The organism is Streptomyces glaucosporus (genome assembly GCF_039533345.1).
Lineage (GTDB): Bacteria > Actinomycetota > Actinomycetes > Streptomycetales > Streptomycetaceae > Streptomyces > Streptomyces glaucosporus.
This window is the reverse complement of the sequence record NZ_BAAATJ010000013.1, coordinates 31,254-52,286: the sequence shown is the minus strand read 5'-3', so window position 1 is coordinate 52,286 and position 21,033 is coordinate 31,254. Positions and strand designations below refer to the sequence as shown.

Annotated in this window: 18 protein-coding genes and 1 pseudogene; 8 read left to right on the top strand and 11 right to left on the bottom strand. The window is 73.3% G+C overall.

All coding sequences use genetic code 11. The annotated features are described in order from the left end of the window. Window positions 1–13 precede the first annotated feature (13 nt). The 3 genes and pseudogenes from glnA to ABD358_RS15475 form a co-directional block, all read right to left on the bottom strand. On the bottom strand, window positions 14–1,375 hold the full coding sequence (gene glnA, locus ABD358_RS15485; RefSeq protein ID WP_344631586.1) for a type I glutamate--ammonia ligase: 1,362 nt from the start codon (window positions 1,373–1,375) through the stop codon (window positions 14–16). Window positions 1,376–1,473: 98 nt separating this feature from the next. Next, window positions 1,474–2,160 carry a GNAT family N-acetyltransferase gene (locus tag ABD358_RS15480; RefSeq protein ID WP_425576337.1) on the bottom strand — a complete coding sequence of 229 codons (687 nt, stop codon included), beginning with the start codon at window positions 2,158–2,160 and terminating at the stop codon, window positions 1,474–1,476. Window positions 2,161–2,218: 58 nt separating this feature from the next. Continuing rightward, window positions 2,219–2,766 (bottom strand): annotated as a pseudogene (locus tag ABD358_RS15475) (Uma2 family endonuclease). An 81-nt stretch (window positions 2,767–2,847) separates the two neighbouring features. Between ABD358_RS15475 and ABD358_RS15470 the strand changes: the two are divergent. After that, on the top strand, window positions 2,848–4,602 hold the full coding sequence (locus tag ABD358_RS15470) for an NAD+ synthase (protein ID WP_344631583.1): 1,755 nt from the start codon (window positions 2,848–2,850) through the stop codon (window positions 4,600–4,602). A 295-nt stretch (window positions 4,603–4,897) separates the two neighbouring features. Here the strand turns inward: ABD358_RS15470 and ABD358_RS15465 are convergent, their stop codons facing one another. The 4 genes from ABD358_RS15465 to ABD358_RS15450 form a co-directional block, all read right to left on the bottom strand. Next, on the bottom strand, window positions 4,898–6,169 hold the full coding sequence (locus ABD358_RS15465; RefSeq protein ID WP_344631582.1) for an MFS transporter: 1,272 nt from the start codon (window positions 6,167–6,169) through the stop codon (window positions 4,898–4,900). A 246-nt stretch (window positions 6,170–6,415) separates the two neighbouring features. Then, entirely contained in the window at window positions 6,416–7,462 is a 1,047-nt protein-coding gene (locus tag ABD358_RS15460) for an endonuclease/exonuclease/phosphatase family protein (RefSeq protein ID WP_344631581.1), read from the bottom strand. A 313-nt stretch (window positions 7,463–7,775) separates the two neighbouring features. Further along, entirely contained in the window at window positions 7,776–8,384 is a 609-nt protein-coding gene (locus ABD358_RS15455) for a TetR/AcrR family transcriptional regulator (RefSeq protein WP_344631580.1), read from the bottom strand. Then, window positions 8,381–10,186 carry an MFS transporter gene (locus ABD358_RS15450; protein ID WP_344631579.1) on the bottom strand — a complete coding sequence of 602 codons (1,806 nt, stop codon included), beginning with the start codon at window positions 10,184–10,186 and terminating at the stop codon, window positions 8,381–8,383. The genes ABD358_RS15455 and ABD358_RS15450 overlap by 4 nt, the downstream gene beginning before the upstream one ends. Window positions 10,187–10,407: 221 nt before the next feature. On the opposite strand from ABD358_RS15450, the gene panB reads away from it, so the two are divergent. Together panB and ABD358_RS15440 are read left to right on the top strand one after the other, a co-directional pair. Beyond that, entirely contained in the window at window positions 10,408–11,271 is an 864-nt protein-coding gene (gene panB / locus ABD358_RS15445) for a 3-methyl-2-oxobutanoate hydroxymethyltransferase (protein WP_344631578.1), read from the top strand. A gap of 220 nt (window positions 11,272–11,491) precedes the next feature. Continuing rightward, window positions 11,492–12,292 (top strand): site-2 protease family protein, encoded by an 801-nt coding sequence (locus tag ABD358_RS15440; RefSeq protein ID WP_344631577.1) that lies wholly within the window; start codon window positions 11,492–11,494, stop codon window positions 12,290–12,292. On the opposite strand, the gene ABD358_RS15435 is transcribed toward ABD358_RS15440, so the two are convergent. Together ABD358_RS15435 and npdG are read right to left on the bottom strand one after the other, a co-directional pair. Beyond that, window positions 12,279–12,515, bottom strand: a complete 237-nt coding sequence (locus tag ABD358_RS15435; protein WP_344631576.1) for a hypothetical protein — start codon at window positions 12,513–12,515, stop codon at window positions 12,279–12,281. The two genes, ABD358_RS15440 and ABD358_RS15435, sit on opposite strands and share 14 nt — an antisense overlap. Before the next feature lie 129 nt (window positions 12,516–12,644). Next, a complete protein-coding gene (gene npdG / locus ABD358_RS15430) occupies window positions 12,645–13,382 on the bottom strand; it encodes an NADPH-dependent F420 reductase (protein ID WP_344631575.1) in 738 nt (245 codons plus the stop codon). 169 nt (window positions 13,383–13,551) lie between these two features. Between npdG and ABD358_RS15425 the strand changes: the two genes are divergently transcribed. Continuing rightward, window positions 13,552–14,889 (top strand): MFS transporter, encoded by a 1,338-nt coding sequence (locus tag ABD358_RS15425; RefSeq protein ID WP_344631574.1) that lies wholly within the window; start codon window positions 13,552–13,554, stop codon window positions 14,887–14,889. A gap of 32 nt (window positions 14,890–14,921) precedes the next feature. On the opposite strand, the gene ABD358_RS15420 is transcribed toward ABD358_RS15425, so the two are convergent. Further along, window positions 14,922–15,152, bottom strand: a complete 231-nt coding sequence (locus tag ABD358_RS15420; protein WP_344631573.1) for a hypothetical protein — start codon at window positions 15,150–15,152, stop codon at window positions 14,922–14,924. Window positions 15,153–15,204: 52 nt separating this feature from the next. On the opposite strand from ABD358_RS15420, the gene map reads away from it, so the two are divergent. From map to ABD358_RS15405, 3 genes are all read left to right on the top strand, one after another. Continuing rightward, window positions 15,205–16,062 (top strand): type I methionyl aminopeptidase, encoded by an 858-nt coding sequence (gene map, locus ABD358_RS15415; protein WP_344631572.1) that lies wholly within the window; start codon window positions 15,205–15,207, stop codon window positions 16,060–16,062. A 198-nt stretch (window positions 16,063–16,260) separates the two neighbouring features. Continuing rightward, window positions 16,261–17,907, top strand: a complete 1,647-nt coding sequence (locus tag ABD358_RS15410; RefSeq protein WP_344631571.1) for a cellulase family glycosylhydrolase — start codon at window positions 16,261–16,263, stop codon at window positions 17,905–17,907. 176 nt (window positions 17,908–18,083) lie between these two features. After that, entirely contained in the window at window positions 18,084–19,070 is a 987-nt protein-coding gene (locus tag ABD358_RS15405) for an SCO2278 family lipoprotein (RefSeq protein ID WP_344631570.1), read from the top strand. Window positions 19,071–19,167: 97 nt separating this feature from the next. Here the strand turns inward: ABD358_RS15405 and ABD358_RS15400 are convergent, their stop codons facing one another. Then, on the bottom strand, window positions 19,168–19,902 hold the full coding sequence (locus ABD358_RS15400) for a bifunctional DNA primase/polymerase (protein ID WP_344631569.1): 735 nt from the start codon (window positions 19,900–19,902) through the stop codon (window positions 19,168–19,170). A 255-nt stretch (window positions 19,903–20,157) separates the two neighbouring features. On the opposite strand from ABD358_RS15400, the gene ddaH reads away from it, so the two are divergent. After that, on the top strand, window positions 20,158–21,018 hold the full coding sequence (gene ddaH / locus ABD358_RS15395; protein WP_425576345.1) for a dimethylargininase: 861 nt from the start codon (window positions 20,158–20,160) through the stop codon (window positions 21,016–21,018). Window positions 21,019–21,033: the final 15 nt, after the last annotated feature.

Below are 21,033 nucleotides of genomic sequence, written 5' to 3'. Positions count from 1 at the left end.
CGTGCCCGGGCCGTCACAGCACCGGCAGCATCTTGCGCAGCTCGAAGGCCGTCACCTCGGAGCGGTACTCCTCCCACTCCTGCTTCTTGTTGCGGAGGAAGAAGTCGAAGACGTGCTCGCCCAGGGTCTCGGCGACCAGTTCGCTCCGCTCCATCAGGGAGATCGCCTCGCCCAGGTTCTGCGGCAGCGGCTCGATGCCCAGCGCGCGGCGCTCGGAGTCCGACAGCGCCCACACGTCGTCCTCGGCCCCGGCCGGGAGCTCGTAGCCCTCCTCGACGCCCTTGAGCCCGGCGGCGAGCAGCACCGCGTAGGCCAGGTAGGGGTTGGCGCCGGAGTCCAGCGAGCGCACCTCCACGCGGGTGGAGGCGGTCTTGCCCGGCTTGTACATCGGCACGCGGATGAGCGCGGAGCGGTTGTTGTGCCCCCAGCAGATGTACGAGGGGGCCTCGCCGCCGGCGCCCGCGGTGCGCTGGGCGCCGCCCCAGATGCGCTTGTAGGAGTTGACCCACTGGTTGGTGACGGCGGAGATCTCCGCGGCGTACTTCAGCAGTCCGGCGATGAAGGAGCGGCCGACCTTGGAGAGCTGGTACTCGGCGCCGGACTCGTGGAAGGCGTTGCGGTCGCCCTCGAAGAGGGACAGGTGGGTGTGCATGCCGGAGCCGGGGTGCTCGGAGAACGGCTTGGGCATGAACGTCGCCTGCACGCCCTGCTCCAGCGCGACCTGCTTCATGACCTGGCGGAAGGTCATGATGTTGTCGGCGGTGGAGAGCGCGTCGGCGTACCGCAGGTCGATCTCCTGCTGGCCGGGGGCGCCCTCGTGGTGGGAGAACTCCACCGAGATGCCCATCGACTCCAGCATGGTGATCGCCTGCCGGCGGAAGTCCTGGCCGACGTGCTGCGGGGTGTGGTCGAAGTAGCCCGAGGTGTCCGCGGGGGTCGGCCGGGTGCCGTCCACCGGCTTGTCCTTCAGCAGGAAGAACTCGATCTCGGGGTGGGTGTAGAAGGTGAAGCCGAGGTCGGACGCCTTGTTCAGGGCCCGCTTGAGGACGTAGCGCGGATCGGCGAACGAGGGGGAGCCGTCGGGCATCAGGATGTCGCAGAACATCCGCGCGGTGCCCGGGGCCTCGGCGCGCCAGGGGAGGATCTGGAAGGTGCCGGGGTCGGGCTTGGCCAGCATGTCGGACTCGTAGACCCGGGCGAAGCCCTCGATCGCGGAGCCGTCGAAGCCCATTCCCTCCTCGAAGGCCTGCTCGAGCTCGGCGGGCGCGACGGCGACGGACTTCAGGAAGCCCAGCACGTCGGTGAACCACAGCCGGACGAACCGGATGTCGCGCTCCTCGAGCGTCCTGAGCACGAATTCCTGCTGCTTGTCCATGGTCACCCATCCTCGCTGGTCAGACGGCCCTTCCCCGTACCGCCCGGGGACGCGGGGCGGTCGGCACACCAGTATCACGGTGAGGGGTTACCGCCACATTACGCCGACCCGGTCTCCGGGCGGTTCCGGCGGTGCGGCAGCTCTCCCGTGGCCCTGCCGAGGTAGGTGAGCGGGCCGGGGTCGGGCACCTTCAGCTCGTGGAAGCCGAGGCGGTCGTAGAAGCGGCGGGCGCCGGTGTTGGCCGTCAGCATCCCCAGGTGGACGCGCTCCGCTCCGGCCCGCCGCAGCGCGGCGAGCAGCTCGCCCATCAGTTCCCCGCCGTGTCCCGCCCGCTGGTGCTCGGGGAGGATGTCGATGTGGAGGTGCGCCGGGTGGTCGGCGAGTTCGGGCAGGACCATCCGCTCGGGCGTGTGTAGCAGTTCGATCATGTGGTCGTCCGGGGTCCGCGGCGCCTCGGCCCGCGGGTACCGGCCGGCGACGCGGGGCAGCCATTCGCGGCGGAACGCCTCGGCGAAGGCTGCGGTGTCGGCGGTGCCGATCGCGTACCCCACCGCCCGCTCGCCGTCGTCCAGGACGAACGCCAGCTCCGGCGCGAGGTGGACGTACGGGCCGGCGAAGAGGTCGCCCATCAGGTCGGGGTCGCGGTAGATCCCCCGCGCGTCGCCGCCCGCGTCGGCGGTGCGCACGCACACGTCGTACACCGCGTCCCGGTCCCCGGGCCGGTAGGGCCTCACGAACGGCCCGGTCCTCGTGGTCACCGCGTTCCTCCCCCTCTTCGCCGTCATCCTGAGAGCGCTCTCAGGATGACGGCGGCTCCCGCCCGCGGCAACCTCTTTCCGGGGGTCAGTCCAGCCCGAGCACCCCGTCCGCCTCCAGCGTCACCGCCGCCCCCACGGACTCGGGCAGGGTAAGGACTCCCCCGGGGGGTGCACGGCGTGCACCCGGTACTCCCCGTGCCCGGATTCGGTGAGCACGTGGACGCGCCGGTCGGCGATGACGTACACCGGGATCCCGGCGAAGGCGTACGCGGCCGGCTTCTTCTTCAGGTCGTTGCCGTAGTTGGAGGAGGTGACCTCCAGGACCGTCCGGAAGACGGCCGGGTCGTAGCGGTTGTGCTCGGCGAAGTCGGCGTCCACCACGGCGAGATCGGGAACCGCGTGGTCGAAGGGACCGTCGGGCAGCCAGACCCCGGCCTGGATCACCCTGGACTCCTTGCCGTGCAGGTCCGAGGCGAGGAGCGGGGCCATGACGTCGGTCAGGGCGTTTCCGCGGCGCCCGTCGGCGGGCGGCGTCACGGTGATCTCTCCCCCGATGATCTCGACGCGGTGGCCGGGCAGCTTCCCGGCTTCCTCCAGCAGGTTCGGCGCGGCGTCCCCTGCAGCCGTGTTCACCCCGGTCGGGGTGAACACGGCTGTGCGGAAAGGGCGGTCCGCCTCCCGGTATCGCGTCAATCAGACGATTAGACTGGCCGTGTGCCTCAGCTACGACTCGCCCTGAACCAGATCGACTCCACCGTCGGCGACCTCGCCGGGAACGCGGACGCGGTCCTCCGCTGGACGCGGCACTCGGCCGAGCAGGGTGCGCACCTCGTGGCGTTCCCCGAGATGGTGCTCACCGGCTACCCCGTCGAGGACCTGGCGCTGCGGCCGTCCTTCGTCCACGCCAGCCGGGCCGCCCTCGCGGCCCTGGCCGGACGGCTGGCGGACGAGGGCCTGGGCGAGGTCCCGGTGGTGGTCGGCTACCTCGACCGGGCGGAGGAGGCCAGGCCCCGCTACGGCCAGCCCGCCGGCGCCCCGCAGAACGCGGCGGCCGTGCTGCACCGCGGGGAGGTCGTGCTGACGTACGCCAAGCACCACCTTCCCAACTACGGGGTCTTCGACGAGTTCCGCTACTTCGTCCCCGGCGAGACGCTGCCCGTGATCCGGGTGCACGGCGTCGACGTGGCGCTGGCGATCTGCGAGGACCTGTGGCAGGACGGCGGCCGGGTGCCCGCGGCCCGCGCCGCCGGGGCCGGGCTGCTGCTGTCGATCAACGCCTCCCCCTACGAGCGGAACAAGGACGACACCCGCCTGGACCTGGTGCGCCGCCGCGCCCGGGAGGCGGGCTGCACCACGGCCTACCTGGCGATGGTCGGCGGTCAGGACGACCTGGTCTTCGACGGCGACTCGATCGTCGTCTCCGCGGACGGCGAGGTGATCGCGCGGGCGCCGCAGTTCGAGGAGGGCTGCGTCGTCCTCGACCTCGACCTGCCCGCCGCCGCGCCCGAGCCCCCTTCCGGCAGCGTCGCCGACGGCCTGCGCGTCGACCACCGGATCCTCTCGGCCGACCCGCTGCCCGCCTACGAGCCGCAGGTGAGCGGCGCGGAGGCACCGCGGATGGACGACGACGAGGAGATCTACACCGCCCTCGTCACCGGCCTGCGCGCGTACGTGCTGAAGAACGGCTTCCGCTCGGTGCTCATCGGCCTCTCCGGCGGCATCGACTCCGCTCTGGTGGCGGCCATCGCCTGCGACGCGATCGGGGCGGAGAACGTGTACGGCGTCTCCATGCCCTCGCGCTACTCCTCGGAGCACTCCAAGGACGACGCGGCGGACCTGGCCCGGCGCACCGGCCTCAACTTCCGCACGGTGCCCATCGCCCCGATGTTCGACGCCTACATGGACTCCCTCCGCCTCACCGGGCTCGCCGAGGAGAACCTCCAGGCCCGGCTGCGCGGCACCCTGCTGATGGCCATCTCCAACCAGGAGGGCCACATCGTCCTCGCCCCGGGCAACAAGTCCGAGCTGGCCTGCGGCTACTCCACGCTCTACGGCGACTCGGTGGGCGCGTTCGGCCCCATCAAGGACGTCTACAAGACGACCGTCTACAGCCTCGCCCGCTGGCGCAACAAGGCCGCGGCCGAACGCGGCGAGACCCCGCCCATCCCGGAGAACTCCATCCTCAAGCCGCCGAGCGCCGAACTCCGCCCCGGCCAGGTGGACGCCGACTCCCTGCCCGACTACGACGTCCTGGACCGGATCCTGGAGCTGTACGTCGACCGGGACATGGGCCGCGAGGAGATCATCGCCCAGGGCTTCGACGAGGAGACCGTCACCCGCGTCCTGCGGATGACGGACACCGCCGAGTACAAGCGGCGGCAGTACCCGCCGGGGACGAAGATCTCGGCCAAGGGCTTCGGCAAGGACCGGCGGCTGCCCATCACCAACCGCTGGCGCGAGACCGGCTGACGCCGCCACCCCGCCCCCACCAGACCCCGACCGCCAGACGGCCGACCGCGGGAGGGGACGGGGAGGGGTGGATGTTCCGGACACTCAAGTGCTATTTGCGGCCAATGAGCGCTTCACATGGCCATGCACGGTAACGGCCGTAAATAGTACCGTCCGGAACGTCCGCCCCGGACCGGCCCCGCCCCCCACGGACGCCGGCCCACCCCACGAGCCCCGACCTCAGCGGACACCCGCCCCACGAGCCCCCGCCCCACGAGCCTCCCCCTCACGGACACCCACCCCACGAGCCCCGACCTCAGCGGACACCCGCCCCACGAGCCCCCGCCCCACGAGCCTCCCCCTCACGGACACCCGCCCCACGGGCCACCACCCGCGACCGCCGCGCCAGCACCCCACGGCCGCCCCGGCCGCCCCGGCCGTCCAGCACGCCCGCCACCACGGCGATCGCGAGCCCCACGACCGCGAGCACCGCGCCCACCAGCGCGGGCGACGTCCAGCCCCAGCCCGCCGCGATGGCCGTGCCGCCGGCCCACGCGCCGCCCGCGTTGGCCAGGTTGAACGCGGAGTGGTTGGAGGCCGCGGCGAGCGTGGGCGCGTGGCGCGCCTTCTCCATCACGAGCATCTGCAGCGGCGTGGTGGTCATGAACCCCACCGCGCCGATCACCACCACGGTCGCCAGGGCCGCCCACGGCACGTGCACCGTGAACCGGAAGGCCACCAGCACGAGCGCCAGCGCCCCCAGCGCGCCGTACAGCGTGGGCCGCAGCGCCCGGTCGGTCAGCGGGCCCGCGGCCAGCGCGCCCAGCGTCATCCCCACGCCGAACAGCGCCAGCACGACCGTCACCGACGAGTCGGCCAGCCCCGTGACCTCGGTGACCATCGACGCGAGGTAGCTGTAGAGGGCGAAGACGCCCGCGAACCCGAAGACGGCCGTCAGCAGTCCCAGCAGCACCTGCCGGTCCCCCAGCGCCCGCACCTCCCGCGTCAGTTCGCGGCCCGCCCCGCCGCCTCGCCGCTCCAGCGGCAGGTGCGGCACCAGCACCGCCAGCGCCGCCATCGCGACCAGTCCGATCGCCGTGACGACCAGGAACGTGGCGCGCCAGCCGAGTTGCTGCCCCAGCGCCGTGCCGAGCGGGACGCCGACGATGTTGGCGACGGTCAGGCCGAGGAACATCGTGGCGACGGCCCGCGCCGCGCGTCCCTCGCGGGCCAGCCGGGCGGCGACGACCGCGCCGACGCCGAAGAACGCGCCGTGCGGCAGTCCGGACAGCGCCCGGCCCGCCAGCAGCGTGCCGTAGCCGGGGGCGAGGGCGGTGGCGAGGTTGCCGAGGGTGAACAGGCCCATCAGCGCGATCAGCATCCGCCGGCGCGGGACGCGGACGCCGACGGCGGCCAGGAGCGGGGCGCCGACGACGACGCCGAGGGCGTAGGCGGAGACGAGGTGGCCGGCGGTGGGCACGGAGACGCCCAGGTCGTCCGCGACGTCGGGCAGCAGCCCCATCATCACGAACTCGGTGGTGCCGATACCGAAGGCCGCGACTGCCAGTGCGAGCAGGGCCAGGGGCATGGTGGGCCTTTCGATGCGAGGGGTGGTTGCGAAGCAGGAGGAACGGAGTCTGTGCGCTCCGTGCTGGAACCAGTCTCGCAGTCTTTTTGTTCCGGCACAAAACAAAAAGGTGACAGCCGTGCTACAAGCAGCGAAAGCAACGGCGGAGTGCGAAAAGAGCTGGAAACCGAAGGACGGCCCGCCCCGAGGGGCAGGCCGTCCTTCCGTACCGTCCACCGGCGGCTCCCAAGGGGGGCCGCCGGTGCGTCACCAGCTCACCGACGCCGCCAGCGGCAGGTGGTCGCTCCCCGTCGGGGGCAGCGTCCACGACGACACCGGTTCGACTCCCTTCACCATGATCTGGTCGATCCGGGTCATCGGGAACGACGCGGGCCAGCTGAAGCCGAAGCCGTCGCCCGCCGCGCCCTGGGTGGAGCGCATCTGGGAGGTGACGGACGCCAGCGCCCGGTCGTTCATCGTCCCGTTGAGGTCGCCGAGCAGCACGACCTTGTCGATCGGCTCCCGCACGATGGCCTCGCCCAGCAGGTCGGCGGCCACGTCGCGCTGCCGGGCGGTGAACCCGGCCTCGAACTTCACCCGCACCGACGGCAGATGCGCGCCGTAGACGGCGATCTCGCCCCGCGGCGTGGTCACGGTCGCGCGCATCGCCCGGGTCCAGCCGATCCCGATGTCCACCGGACGGGCGTCGCCGATCGGGTACTTGCTCCACAGCCCGACCGTCCCCTGCACGGTGTGGTGGGGGTAGGAGTCCTCCAGCGCCTTCTCGTACTCCGCCACCGACCGGCCCGGCAGCTCCTGCAGCGCCACCACCTCGGCGCCGGACGCCGCCAACTGCCGCGCCGTGCCGGCGGGGTCGGGGTTGTCGGCGTTGACGTTGTGGGTGACGACCGTCAGGTCGCCGCCGGTGCCCCGCTTGTCGGTGATCAGGCCGCCGAACATGTCCGCCCAGACCACCACGGGCAGCAGCAGCGCGACGAGCGCGGTGGCCGAGCGGCGCAGCAGGGCGGCGAGGAGCAGCACCGGAATCGCCGCTCCCACCCACGGCAGGAAGGTCTCCAGCAGGCTGCCCAGGTTTCCCACCCGGTTGGGCACCCGCGCGTGCAGGGCCATCACCAGGGCGAGCACCACGGCGAGCAGTGCGATGATCCAGCCGCGCCGCCATCCGCCCTCGCCGCCCAGGCCGGCGATCGCGCGCCGGGCCCGGGCGGCGGCGGAGGCCGGGGAACCGGACCACCGGTCCGTCCCGTCCTGCCCCGGCTCCGTGCCCGCCTCCGTCGTGTACGCCCGTGCCATCCGCCGTCCTCACTTGCACTTGCACTTGCCGTTGTCGCGGCCCGCCGTCCGGTTCGGCGTTCCGGTCGGCGGGCGGCCTTGCCCACGAGGCGTGCCGGCCGCGCCGGGCGGCCCGCACGCCGGTACGTCTGCCAGGACGAATGCGGTCGGGCGGCGGGTTCCCGCCTCCGGCGGCCCTCCGTCACTGTAACGAAACGCGCACATTCCGGCGTCGGACGACCGCGGGGGCGCGGCATGCGCACCGGCGGGTGCCTTTCCGGCCGCTTCCGCCGTTCCCCGTCCGCTTCCCGTTCGCTTCACGCCCGTTGCCGGATCATTTCCGCGGGCGGGCGCCCTCCAGCACGCCGTCCACGATCCGCTCCGCCAGTCCCCCGGGCAGCTCCCCCTCGTCGTGCAGCATCGCGCGGGCCAGCATCGGCCCGACGAACAGGTCGCCGAGCAGTTCCACGTCCAGGTCGGCGCGGATCTCGCCGCTCGCCATGCCGCGCCGCAGCACCGAGTGGAGGAGTTCGCGCCGGGCGCGGATCACGGTGTCGTGGTACTCCCGCCACAGCCGCGGGTGGCTGCGGAAGTGGCTCGTCACGGTACGCAGGAGCGCCGAGTTCCGTTTGGCCAGGCCCCGTTGCCGCAGCCGCTCCAGGACCTCCACCAGGTCGTCGCGCACGGACGTGCCGCGCACCTCGGCCGGGGGTTCCTCCAGGGTGCGCATGACGTCGAGCAGCAGGGCGTCCTTGCCCGGCCAGCGGCGGTAGACGGTCGCCTTGCCGACGCCCGCCTCGCGGGCTATGCCCTCCATGGACAGCGCGTCGATGCCGACTCCCCGCTCCAGCAGGCGCAGGACGGCCTCGACGATCGCCCGGTCCGCGGCGGCGCTGCGCGGCCTGCCGCGGGCGGCCCGCGTCCCCGTCCCGGTCCCCGTCACCGTTCCGCCTCCACGGACTCCCGTTCCCGGCCCGTCTCCTCCTCGTCCTCGCCCGCCGCGCCCCCGGGCGTCTCCGCCTTCTCGGCGCTCTCCGCCGCCTCGGCGCCCTCGGCGGCACCCGCCCCCTTCTCGTCCTCCGCGCTCCCCGCCGGCCCCGCGTCTCCCGCGGCTTCCCCGGCCTTCCCGTCCTCCCCGGCTTCCCGGGCCTCCGTGCCGTCGCGCTCCCCCTCCTCCCCCTCCCCCTGCGCCCGCTTCCTGCCGGGCAGGAGGAGCGCGACGACGACCGCCCCGAGCAGGGCGATGGAGGCGGAGCCGGCGACCGTGACGTGCATGGCGTGGACGAACGCCTCGTCGGCCCGTTCGGCCAGGGCGCGGCCCGCCGGGCCCAGCCGGTCAGCCAGGGCCAGGGTGGCCTCGACGGATTCGCCCGCCGCGTGGCGGGCGCCCTTCGCCAGGCCGGGCACCTCGGCCAGTTCGCCGTCGATCCGCCGCCGGTAGGCCGTGGAGAGCAGCGAGCCGAGGAGCGCGATGCCCAGCGCGCCGCCGACCTGCCGGAAGACGTTGTTGACCGCCGATCCCGAGCCCGCCTTCCGCCGCGGCAGCGACTGCATGACCGCGACGGTGGCGGGCGTCATGATGTGCGCCATCCCGGCGGCCTGGAGGAAGAAGATCACCGCCAGGATCCAGATCGGGGTGTCGCCGTCGAGCAGCAGGAGCGACGCCATGGTGGCGGCGATCGTCAGCATGCCGCCCGTGCAGGTCGCCCGGATGCCGAAGCGCTCCACGACCAGCCGGGCCCGGGGCGAGAAGAACAGCTGCGAGGCGGCGAGCGGGAGCATCAGCAGGCCGGTCTGGAGCGGGGTGTAGCCGCGCACGCTCTGGGTGTAGAAGACCATGAAGAAGGTCACCCCCATCAGCGCGAAGAAGGCCAGCGCGATGGCGGCGACGGCGGCGGTGAAGGCGGGGTCGCGGAAGTACCGGACGTCGAGGGCCGGGTGGTCGCTGCGTTTCTCGTGGAACACGAAGCCGACCAGGACGGCGAGGCCGCCGCCCACCGTGAGCAGCACCTCGGGGTGGGTGAAGTCGGCCAGTTGGCCGCCCTTGATGATGCCGTACACCAGCAGCACCAGGCCGACGACCGTCAGCAGGACGCCCAGGGGGTCCAGGCGGCCGGGCTCGGGGTCCTTCGACTCGGGGACCAGGAGGGCCATCGCGATCAGTGCGACGATCACGATGGGCACGTTGACCATGAAGACCGAGCCCCACCAGAAGTGTTCCAGGAGGACGCCGCCGGTGATCGGGCCGATGGCGATGGCCAGCCCGACGCCGCCCGACCACAGGCCGATGGCCCTGGGCTGCTCGTCGCGGCCGAAGACGTTCATCAGGATGGCCAGGGTGCCGGGCATCACGAAGGCGCCGCCGAAGCCCATCAGGGCGCGGTAGGCGATCAGCTCGCCGGGCGAGTCGGAGAGTCCGGCCAGCATCGAGGCCACGCCGAACAGGGCCAGGCCGAACAGCAGCATCCTCTTGCGCCCGTACCGGTCGCCCAGCAGGCCGGAGGTGAACAGCAGGCCCGCGAAGACCAGCGTGTAGGAGTTGATCGCCCACTCGAGCTGGCCCTGGGTGGCGCCCAGGCCGGTGGGGGCCGGGGTCGCGATGGTCTTCATCGCGACGTTGAGGATCGAGTTGTCCAGCACGACGATCAGCAGGCTGAGCATCAGCACGGCCAGGATCGCCCAGCGCCGGCGGTGGACGGACTCGGGTACCGGCGTCCGCGCGGCCCCGGTGCTCAATTCGGTCATAGCGGTAGATTACGTCTTTTCTATACGGCACGGTCTCGTATCGTTTCCGCGCTCCCTCCGGTGCCGCACGGCCCGCCCCCCGCCGGGCCCGCCGGCCCCCCGTCCGACCCCTGTGAGGTGCGGCGTCTCCCCTTCCCCCGTCCCGCCCCGGAGTGCGACCATGGACACGATCCGGGGACGCCGTGAGGGCGCCTCGAGACGACGACACAGGAGCCAGTGCAATGACGCATGCCCCGCAGGCTGCCGACAGCAGCAAGAGCAAGGCGCTGTACGGCGGAACGCAGCAGCGACGCATCACCGTCCGGGACCTGGCCGCCGCCAAGGAGCGCGGCGAGAAGTGGCCCATGCTCACCGCGTACGACGCGATGACCGCGTCCGTCTTCGACGAGGCGGGCATCCCCGTCCTGCTGGTCGGGGACTCGGCGGGCAACTGCCACCTCGGCTACGACAGCACCGTCCCGGTCACCATGGACGAGATGGCCGTGCTCGCCGCGGCCGTCGTACGCGGCACCAGGCGGGCCCTGGTCGTCGCCGACCTGCCCTTCGGCGCCTACCAGGAGGGCCCCGTCCAGGCCCTGCGCAACGCCACCCGCCTGGTGAAGGAGGCCGGGGTGGGCGCGGTCAAGCTGGAGGGCGGCGAGCGGTCCCTGCCCCAGACCGAGCTGCTCGTGCAGGCCGGCATCCCGGTGATGGCCCATCTGGGCCTGACCCCGCAGTCGGTCAACGCGCTGGGCGGCTACTACGTCCAGGGCCGCGACGAGGAGGCGGCCCAGCAGCTCCTGCGCGACGCCAAGGCCGCGCAGGACGCGGGCGCCTTCGCGGTCGTCCTGGAGCTGGTCCCGGCCGAGCTGGCCGCCGAGGTCACCCGGTCCCTCCACATCCCGACCGTCGGCATCGGCGCCGGCGCCGGGTGCGACGCGCAGGTCCTGGTCTGGACGGACATGGCGGGCCTGACCTCGGGCCGGGTGCCGCGCTTCGTCAAGCAGTACGCGAAGCTGCGCGAGGCGCTGGGCGAGGCGGCCAGGGAGTACGCGCAGGACGTGGTCGGCGGCGCGTTCCCGGCCGAGGAGCACTCCTTCCACTGACCCCCGTCCCGGCTCCCCCACGACCACCCTCCCCTGACCGGTTTCCCCCGCCGGTCACCCACCGGCGGCCCGTCGACGGCACCCCCCAGCCCTGTCGGCGGGCCGCCGGCCCGTCCGCCGTCCGGCCGGAGCCCGGAGCGTCCCCGTCCCCGGGGGCGCGGGCGCCGGCGCGGAGGCCGGGTTCGCGCCCCCGGGACCGCGCCGGGTACGGTCGGGGCCCATGAGCAGCACGTCCGGCACCCGCAGCGGCAGACAGATCAGCCCCGTCTTCCTGGGCCTCCTCACCGTGACGGGGGTGTCGGCCTGGGGGGTGTGGACGGACTTCGCGGCGAACGCCGGGTTCGCGGTGTTCCTCTTCGTGGTCTCGGCGTGGATCGTCTCGCTGTGCCTCCACGAGTACGCGCACGCGCGCACCGCGCTGCACGGCGGCGACATATCCGTCGGGGCCAGGGGCTACCTCACCCTCAACCCCCTCAAGTACACCCACGCGCTGCTGAGCGTCGTCCTGCCCGTGCTCTTCGTGATCATGGGCGGCATCGGTCTGCCCGGCGGCGCGGTGTTCATCGAGCGCCACCGCATCCGGGGCCGGCTGAAGCACAGCCTGATCTCGGCCGCGGGTCCCCTGGTCAACGCGGCCCTGGCGGTGGCCCTGACGGCGCCGTTCTGGCTCGGCGCGCTGGACGGCGCGCCGGTCGCGTTCCGCTGCGCGCTGGCCTTCCTGGCGATGCTCCAGGTGACGGCCGCGATCCTGAACTTCCTGCCCGTGCCCGGCCTGGACGGCTACGGCGTCCTGGAGCCGTGGCTGTCCCCCAGGGTCCGCCGCCAGGTGGAGCCCTTCGCGCCCTTCGGCCTGATCGCGGTCTTCGCCTGCCTGTGGGTGCCGGAGGTCAACGCCGTCTTCTGGGCGGGCATCGACTCCCTCATGGAGGCCCTGGGCGTCTCCTGGCAGGAGACCGCCTACGGGCTGCAGTACTTCCGGTTCTGGGAGGGCGCGCCCCAGAACGTCCTCATTCCCCGCTGACCGCCGTGCCGTTCGCCTCCGCCGCGGCCCGCTCCAGCCGGTCGCGGCGGACGTAGTACCAGGCGATGTTGGAGGACACCCCGGCCATCAGGACCCAGACGACCCCCACCAGCCAGGCCCCCTTGACGAAGGCCACCACCGCCGCGGCGACGGCGAGGCCGCAGACGACCAGGGCGAAGACGGACAGTCGCCGGGACGGGCCGGACAGGGGCGAGGGGGCCATGAGGGCGGGCTCCATACGGTGCGGACAGCGGTACGACACGCCCATTGTCCCCCATCGTCCCGCCCGGCCCGTCCGGGGGCGCGGGCGGGCGGGCCGGAGGGCGCGGACGGGCCGGGCGGGACGGGCGGCTCAGATGTCGGTGAGCCTGATCCCCGCGTGCGCCTTGTACCGGCGGTTCACCGAGATCAGGTTGGCGACCAGCGACTCCACCTGGTGCGCGTTGCGCAGCCGTCCCGCGAAGACGCCGCGCATGCCGGGGATGCGGTTGGCGAGCGCCTGCACGATCTCGCAGTCGGCCCGCACCTCCCCCAGCACCATCACGTCGGTCTCGATCTCCTCGATCTCCGGGTTCTGCAGCAGGACGGCCGACAGGTGGTGGAAGGCGGCGGTCACCCGCGAGTCGGGCAGCAGCGCGGCGGCCTGCTCGGCGGCGCTGCCCTCCTCGGGCTTGAGGGCGTAGGCGCCCTTCTTGTCGAAGCCGAGGGGGTTGACGCAGTCCACGACGAGCTTGCCCGCCAGTTCCTCCCGCAGGCTCTCCAGGGTGGCGGCGTGGCCCTCCCACGGCACCGCGACGATCACCACGTCGCTGCGGCGCGCGCACTCGGCGTTGTCCGCGCCCTCCACGCCGTGGCCCAGTTCCTCGGCGGCGGCCCGGGCCCGCTCGGCGGCCCGCGAGCCGATGATCACCTTCTGTCCGGCGCGTGCCAGCCGGTACGCCAGGCCGCGTCCCTGGTCGCCGGTGCCGCCGAGGACGCCGACCACCAGGCCGGAGACGTCCGGCAGCTCCCAGGGGTCCTTCGCCGGGGCCTTCTTCGGCGCCTCCTGGGCGGCGCCGGGGGTCTGTGCGGATGTGTCGTTGGAAGTCATGCCCGCATCCTGCCAGCCCGCCGCCGCCCGGCTTCTACCAGGCGGTAACAACCACCTCCGCACCTCACCGGGCCACCCGTGCGGGGGCATGCCGGGCGGGGAACGGGCGGGAACGGGCGGCGCGTAAAACCGTTGCGGCGGCGGGCGGCGCCGCGCACGATGGCCCCTCGTGTCCCTCAAACCGAGCGCCCTGCTGCCCGACCTGTCCCCCTGGCGCTCCTCGCGCGACTTCCGGCTGCTGTGGTGCTCGGGGGCGGTCACCGTCTTCGGGACCTTCCTCACCTTCGTCGCCCTGCCCCTCCAGCTCAAGGAGCTGACCGGTTCCACGGCCGCCGTCGGCGCGCTCGGCGCGGTGGAGCTGGTGCCGCTGGTGGTCTTCGGCCTGTACGGCGGGGCGCTCGCGGACGCCGTGGACCGGCGCAAGCTGCTGCTGTGGACCGAGTCCGCCCTCGGGGCGACCGTTCTGCTGCTGCTGGTCAACAGCCTGCTGCCCGAGCCGATGGTGTGGCCGCTGTACGCGGCGGCCGTCCTGAACAGCGCGCTCGGCGGCCTCCAGCGTCCGGCGCTGGAGGCGATCGTGCCGCGCATCGTCCCCCACGATCAGCTTCCGGCCGCGATCGCGCTCAACTCCGTGCGCTGGCAGATCGGCGGGGTGGCCGCGCCGTCCCTGAGCGGGGTGCTCATCGCCTTCGCCGGACTGGAGTGGGCGTACGCGATCAACACGGTGACCTTCGCGGTCTCCGTCGCCCTGGCCCGCGGGCTGCGCCCCTCGCCCCCCGCCCGCGACGCCGCGCGGCCGTCGCTGCGGGGGATCGCGGAGGGCGCGCGCTACGCGTGGAGCCGCAAGGACCTGCTGGGCACCTACGCCGTGGACCTGGCGGCCACGGTGCTGTCGTTCCCGATCGCGCTCTTCGTCTTCCTCGCGGACGACCTGGACGCGCCGTGGTCGGTGGGGCTGATGTTCGCGACGCTCCCGCTGGGGTCCGCGGTGGTCAGTGCGACGAGCGGCTGGATCGGGCGCGTCCACCGGCACGGCCGGGCGGTGGTCCTGGCGGCGGCGGGGTGGGGGGCGTCGATGGTGGCGGCGGGCCTGGCGCAGGACGTCTGGCTGGTCCTGCTGTTCCTCACGGTGGGCGGCGGGTGCGACGCGGTGAGCGGGATCTTCCGCCGCACGATCTGGAACCAGACGGTTCCCGACGAGCTGCGGGGGCGGCTGGCCGGGATCGAGATGCTGTCGTACATGGCGGGCCCGCAGCTCGGGCAGGTGCGCGCGGGCGCGATGGCCGCGCTGACCTCCGTGCGCGTCTCCGTGTGGGGCGGGGGGCTGGCCTGTGTGGCGGCGGTGGGGCTGCTGGCGCTGGCCCTGCCGAAGCTGATGGCGTACGACGTGCGCACGAGTCCGCACGCGGCGGCGGTGCGGGCGGCGCGGCCGTCCGGCGGGTCCGGCTCGGATCCCGGCGGGCCCGGCTCGGGTCCCGGCGCGGGCCCTGAGCCGACGGCGGTCTGAGCGGACGGGCCGCCCGCCGGCGCCGGCCGGTGTCAGCCGGCGTCTTCGGGGGCGTCGTCGTCATCGCGCCAGCGGGCGTCGTTCTCCCACTGGACGTTGCGTTCGCGGGCGGTGTCCATCGCGCGGGAGGCCTCCGCGCGGTTCGGGTACGGGCCCAGGCGGTCCTTGGCCGGGCACTCCGGACCCTCCTCGACCTTGCGGTGCCTGATGCAGTAGAACCACTCGCCGGGCCTGCCGGTCTTCCTGCCTGTGAAGAGTGCCATGGGGACATGCTGCCCCGTGGCGCGTCCGCCTACCGCGGTTACACTCGCGCACATGTCTGGCCAGTCGCTTCTTGTTCCCGGCACCCTGTCCCCGCGGCGCACGGTGCCCGCCTCGATCCCCCGCCCTGAGTACGTCGGGAAGGACGCCCCGGCTCCGTACACCGGGCCGGAGGTCCAGGACGCCGAGACGGTGGAGAAGATGCGGATCGCGGGCGGGATCGCGGCCCGCGCCATGGAGGAGGCCGCCCGGCACATCGCGCCCGGCGTGACCACCGACAAGCTGGACGAGGTGGCGCACGAGTACCTGTGCGACCACGGTGCGTACCCCTCCACGCTGGGGTACCGGAACTTCCCCAAGTCGATGTGCACCTCGGTCAACGAGGTCATCTGCCACGGCATCCCCGACTCGACCGTGCTGCGCGACGGCGACATCGTGAACCTGGACGTGACCGCTTACATCGGCGGCGTCCACGGCGACACCAACGCCACCTACCTGTGCGGTGACGTGGACGAGGAGTCGCGGCTGCTGGTGGAGCGGACGCGGGAGTCGCTGAACCGCGCGATCAAGGCGGTCAAGCCGGGCCGTCAGATCAACGTCATCGGCCGGGTGATCGAGTCGTACGCCAAGCGCTTCGGGTACGGGGTGGTGCGGGACTTCACCGGGCACGGCATCAACAGCTCGTTCCACTCCGGGCTGATCATCCCGCACTACGACGATCCGCGCGCGACCACCGTGATGCGGCCGGGCATGACGTTCACCATCGAGCCGATGCTGACGCTGGGCACCCACGAGTGGGAGATGTGGCAGGACGGCTGGACGGTCGTCACCAAGGACCGCAGGCGGACGGCCCAGTTCGAGCACACGCTGGTGGTCACCGAGTCGGGTGCGGAGATCCTGACGCTGCCGTGACCCTCCGGCGGCCGGGGGCCGGGCAGGGGCGCCGGCGTCCTCTGCCCGGCCCCCGGCCGCCGGAATCGATCTGTGTCACACCTCTTGACGGGGCGTCAGGCCCGGATGTTGATTGGGAGCGCTCCCGGAGTCAGCGTCGCACCATCGGTACCGCGCCATTCGACATCGTTGTCATACGTACGGTCTGGAGTGACACAGATGAGACCACGCACCGCCCGCACGGCCGGGGGCGTCCTCCTCGGCCTGGCCCTGTCGCTGTTCGGCCCCGGCCAGCCCGCCCTCGCCGCCGGGAACGACGCCGACGCCGCGACCGGCCTCCACGTCAGCGGCGGACGCCTGCTGGAGGGGAACGGGAACGACTTCGTGATGCGGGGCGTCAACCACGCCCACACCTGGTACGCCCACGAACTGGACTCCCTCTCCCACATCAAGGCCAAGGGCGCCAACACCGTCCGGGTCGTCCTCAGCAGCGGCGACCGCTGGACCCGCAACGACGCCTTAGACGTGGCGAACGTCGTCTCCGAGTGCAAGGCCAACCGGCTCATCTGCGTCCTGGAGGTGCACGACACCACCGGCTACGGAGAGCAGAGCGGGGCCGTCTCCCTGGACCGCGCGGCGGACTACTGGATCAGCGTCAAGAGCGCGCTGGAGGGCCAGGAGGACTACGTCGTCGTCAACATCGGCAACGAGCCGCACGGCAACACCGGCTACCAGAACTGGACCGCCGACACCCGGGCCGCCGTCCAGAAGCTCCGCGCCGCCGGCTTCGACCACGCGCTGATGGTCGACGCCCCCAACTGGGGCCAGGACTGGTCGGGCACCATGCGCGCCGACGCCGCCTCGGTCTTCTCCGCGGACCCCGACCGCAACACGATCTTCTCGATCCACATGTACGGGGTCTACGACACCGCCGCCGAGGTGCAGGACTACCTGAACCACTTCGTCGACGCGGAACTGCCCATCGTGGTGGGCGAGTTCGGGCACGACCACTCCGACGGCAACCCCGACGAGGACGCGATCCTGGCCACCGCGCAGCGGCTCGGCCTGGGCTACCTGGGCTGGTCCTGGAGCGGCAACGGCGGCGGGGTCGAGTACCTGGACATGGTCGAGGGCTTCGACCCCGACGCCCTGACCCCCTGGGGCGAGCGGCTCTTCAACGGCGCCGACGGCATCGCCGCGACCGCCGAGGAGGCCACGGTCTACGGCGGTCCGGGCGGCGGCGACGACGAGGCCCCCACCCGGCCGGGCGCTCCCACCGCCTCCGGGGTGACCTCCACCGGCGTCACCCTGTCCTGGGCGGCCTCCTCCGACAACGTCCGGGTCGCCGGGTACGACGTGGTGCGCGTGAACGGCTCCTCCGAGACCACCGTCCGGACCACCACGGGCACCTCGGCCACCGTCACCGGCCTGACCCCGAACACCTCCTACACCTTCGCCGTGTACGCGCGGGACGCCGCGGGCAACCGCTCCGCGCGCTCGGCCGCCGTCACCGTCACCACCCGTCAGGGCGGGGACGGCACCACCGCGAACTGCTCGGTCTCCTACAAGGTCGCCGGCCAGTGGCAGGGCGGTTTCCAGGGCGAGGTGACCGTCCGCAACACCGGCACCACCGCGATCCGCGACTGGACGCTCGGCTGGCGGTTCCCGGCCGGGCAGACGATCAGCACCATGTGGGGCGGCACCCCGGGCCAGAGCGGCGCCGACGTCACCGTCCGGCCCGCCTCGTACACCGCCGCCATCCCGGCGGGCGGCTCGGTGACCCTCGGCTTCATCGGCACCTGGAACGGCAGCAACACCAGCCCGACCGCCTTCACCCTCGACGGCGGCGCCTGCTCGGTCTCCTGAGGCCGGCCGGGCGCGTCCCCGGAAAGCCCGCGCCGCGGGCCGTGCGGGACCCGCGGCGCGCCGGACCCCCGGCCCCGCCCCGACCTGACCGGGGCGGGGCCGGGCCCGCGTCCGGGCCGGGCGGGGCAGCGGTAGGGTTCGGCCCGGAAAAGCCTGTCCGGGAGGGGTCGAGGAGAGTGCGGACGAAGGCGCGTGGGCTGAGGGCCGTCGCGGTGCTGGTCGCGGTGCTGACCGGGCTGACGGGGGTGTCGGGCTGCGTCACGGTGCACGGCGAGAAGGCCGTGGTGCCCGCGACGACGGAGGCGGAGGCCGCGAAGGTCCTCGAGGAGTTCACCAAGACCAACAACGAGGCCAACCGCACCTACGACGCCAAGCTCAACACCACCATCGAGACGGGCGCCCTGGGCGCCATCGACCAGGCGGGCCTGCGGGCCAAGCGCTCCGTCCATCCCGACGGCAACCCCGACCCCAGTCCGCTGGAGCTGAGCGACGCCCGCTTCCTGATACCGAAGCAGGCGGGCTGGCCGAAGTTCTTCGTCGCCGACGCCGCCAGCAACCGCAGCCGGGGGGCGCGCTGGCTGCTGGTCTTCACCCGGGGCGGCATCGCGGAGAAGTGGAAGGCGTCGTACCTGGCGGTGCTGGCCGAGAACGCCGTCCCGGACTTCGCCGAGGACGGCGAGGGCCACGTCGAGGCCGTTCCCGCCGGCGAGACCGCCCGGCTGGCCATGGCCCCCGAGGACCTGGGCCGCGCCTACGCCGACTACCTGCGCGAGGGCGGCGACGCCTTCGCCGACGGGCCGCTGACCAGCGAGGTGCGCGAGGAGCGGAAGAAGTCCGCGGTCAGCCCCGGCGCCCGCACCGAGTGGGCCGACCTGCCGGCCGAGGACGCGCGGTTCGCCCCGCTGGGGCTGCGCACCGAGGACGGCGGCGCGCTGGTGTTCTTCACCACCCACCACCAGTCGAAGCAGACGGTGGCCGAGGGCTACCGGCCCCGGGTCCGGGACCCCTATGTGAAAGCGCTGCTGGAGGGGACGCCCAAGCAGTCCGTGACGTACGTCCGGGTCGCCCTCCAGACGGCGTCCGTCCCCGCCGCCGACGCGGCCGACCGGAAGGTCCGGCTGGTCTACCGGCTCCAGGGCCTGACGGGCGCCAAGGGCGGGTGAGCCGGGCGGCCGGGGAAGCGGGCCGCTCCCGCGCCCGGCCCGCGCGGCGCTGCGCGACCGGTGCCGCGCGCCCGGTGGGGCGCCGCGGGCCGGCCGGTCAGCGCACCGGCCAGGGGGCCTGGTCCGGCTGCTCCTCCGCGTGCGCGGCGCACGCGTCCGTCAGGGCCTCCAGGAGCGTCAGCGGGTCGGGCAGCGGACGTTCGGGGGCGCGGAGCCAGCCGACCGCGGGACCGGTGTCGTCACCGGGCAGCCGCGCGGGCGGCACGAGCACGTAGCTGCCGCGGCAGTGCCAGCGCAGGCCGGGGTGGTCGTCGAGGGTCTCGGGGTGGCAGTCCAGCTCGCACGGCCACCACTCGTCCTCGTCGTCGGGGGTGCCGCGGGTGGCCGTGAAGAACAGCATCCGCCCCGACCACGGGTCGTTGCCGCACACCGCCACCGGCCCGACCTCGACGCCCTCGGCCTCCAGCCGCTCCAGCGCCGCCCGGCCGGCCGTCACCGGCACGTCCAGCACGTCGTGGGTGCGTCCGGTGGCGGTGACGAAGTTCGCCAGGGGCTGGTTGCTCGCCCAGCGGGCGATCTGCTCGGGGTCGGTGGTGGCCTGCGTCTGCCAGGCGAAGGAGACGGGGTGGCGGCCGGGCGTCGGGCAGCCGATCCGGTCGCAGGAGCAGCCGTAGCCCTCGGGGTGCGCGGCCGGCGCGAGGGGGAAGCCCGCCGCGGCGGCTGTCAGCAGCAGGTCCTCACGGAGGCGGGCCGCCTCCTGCGCGGCAATCGTGCGTGCGCCGCTCCGGGAGCGTCGCCGCAGCCACCGGGAGAATCTGCTTTCGCGTTCCATGTACCGCCTCGCTCGCGACCGGGACCGTGTGTTTTCCGAGGGTACGGAACCGAGCGCCCTCAGCCGGGCGGAATCCACGGATCTCGGATGACCGTTTTTCCATCCTCCCCCTCCGCCGCGTCCGGCGGACGCCCGGGGGGTGGTTGTATGCGTCACCTTGGCCGGATCGGGCTCCTCCGCCCGTATGACGCCGGTCTGCCCGGCGGTGAAACCGGTTCCGGGCGGTGCCGTCCGGGCCCGCGGGGCGGACCATTGCTGACACAGTGCACATCTCCCGCCACACAGCGATCCTGTGAGGAGCCTCACGTGTACGCACCCCGCCGCTACCTGATGTGTCCACCGACACACTTCCGGGTCGCCTACTCCATCAACCCGTGGATGGACCCCGCCAAGCCCGTGGACCTGCCGCTGGCCGTCGCCCAGTGGCAGCGGCTGCGCGACCTGTACCGCTCGCTCGGCCACACCGTCGAGGAGCTCGTCCCCGACCCGGACCTGCCCGACATGGTGTACGCCGCCAACGGCGCGCTCGTGGTGGACGGCCGGGTGCTCGGCGCCCGGTTCGCGCACCCGGAGCGGGCGGGCGAGGCGGCGGCGCACCTGGAGTGGTACCGCGCCCGGGGTTTCACCGAGGTCCGCGAGCCGGAGCACATCAACGAGGGGGAGGGCGACTTCGCCGTCACCGCCTCCTGGCTGCTGGCGGGGCGCGGGTTCCGCAGCAGTCCGCTGTCGCATCCGGAGGCGCAGGAGTTCTTCGGGCGTCCGGTGATCGGCCTGGACCTGGTGGATCCGCGCTTCTACCACCTGGACACGGCGCTGTGCGTCCTGGACGACTCCCGCGACGACGCGGTGATGTACCACCCGGGCGCGTTCTCGCCCGGGAGCCGGGCGGTGCTGGCCCGGCTGTTCCCCGACGCGATCGTCGCCGGGGAGGCCGACGCCCGCGCCTTCGGCCTCAACGCGGTCAGCGACGGGCACCACGTGCTGCTGCCGCAGGCGGCGGTGGGGCTGGCCGGGCCGCTGCGCGAGCGCGGCTACGAACCGGTCGGCGTGGATCTGGGCGAGCTGCTCAAGGGCGGCGGCAGCGTGAAGTGCTGTACGGCGGAGCTGCGCCTCTGACCCGCTCCCGGGCGG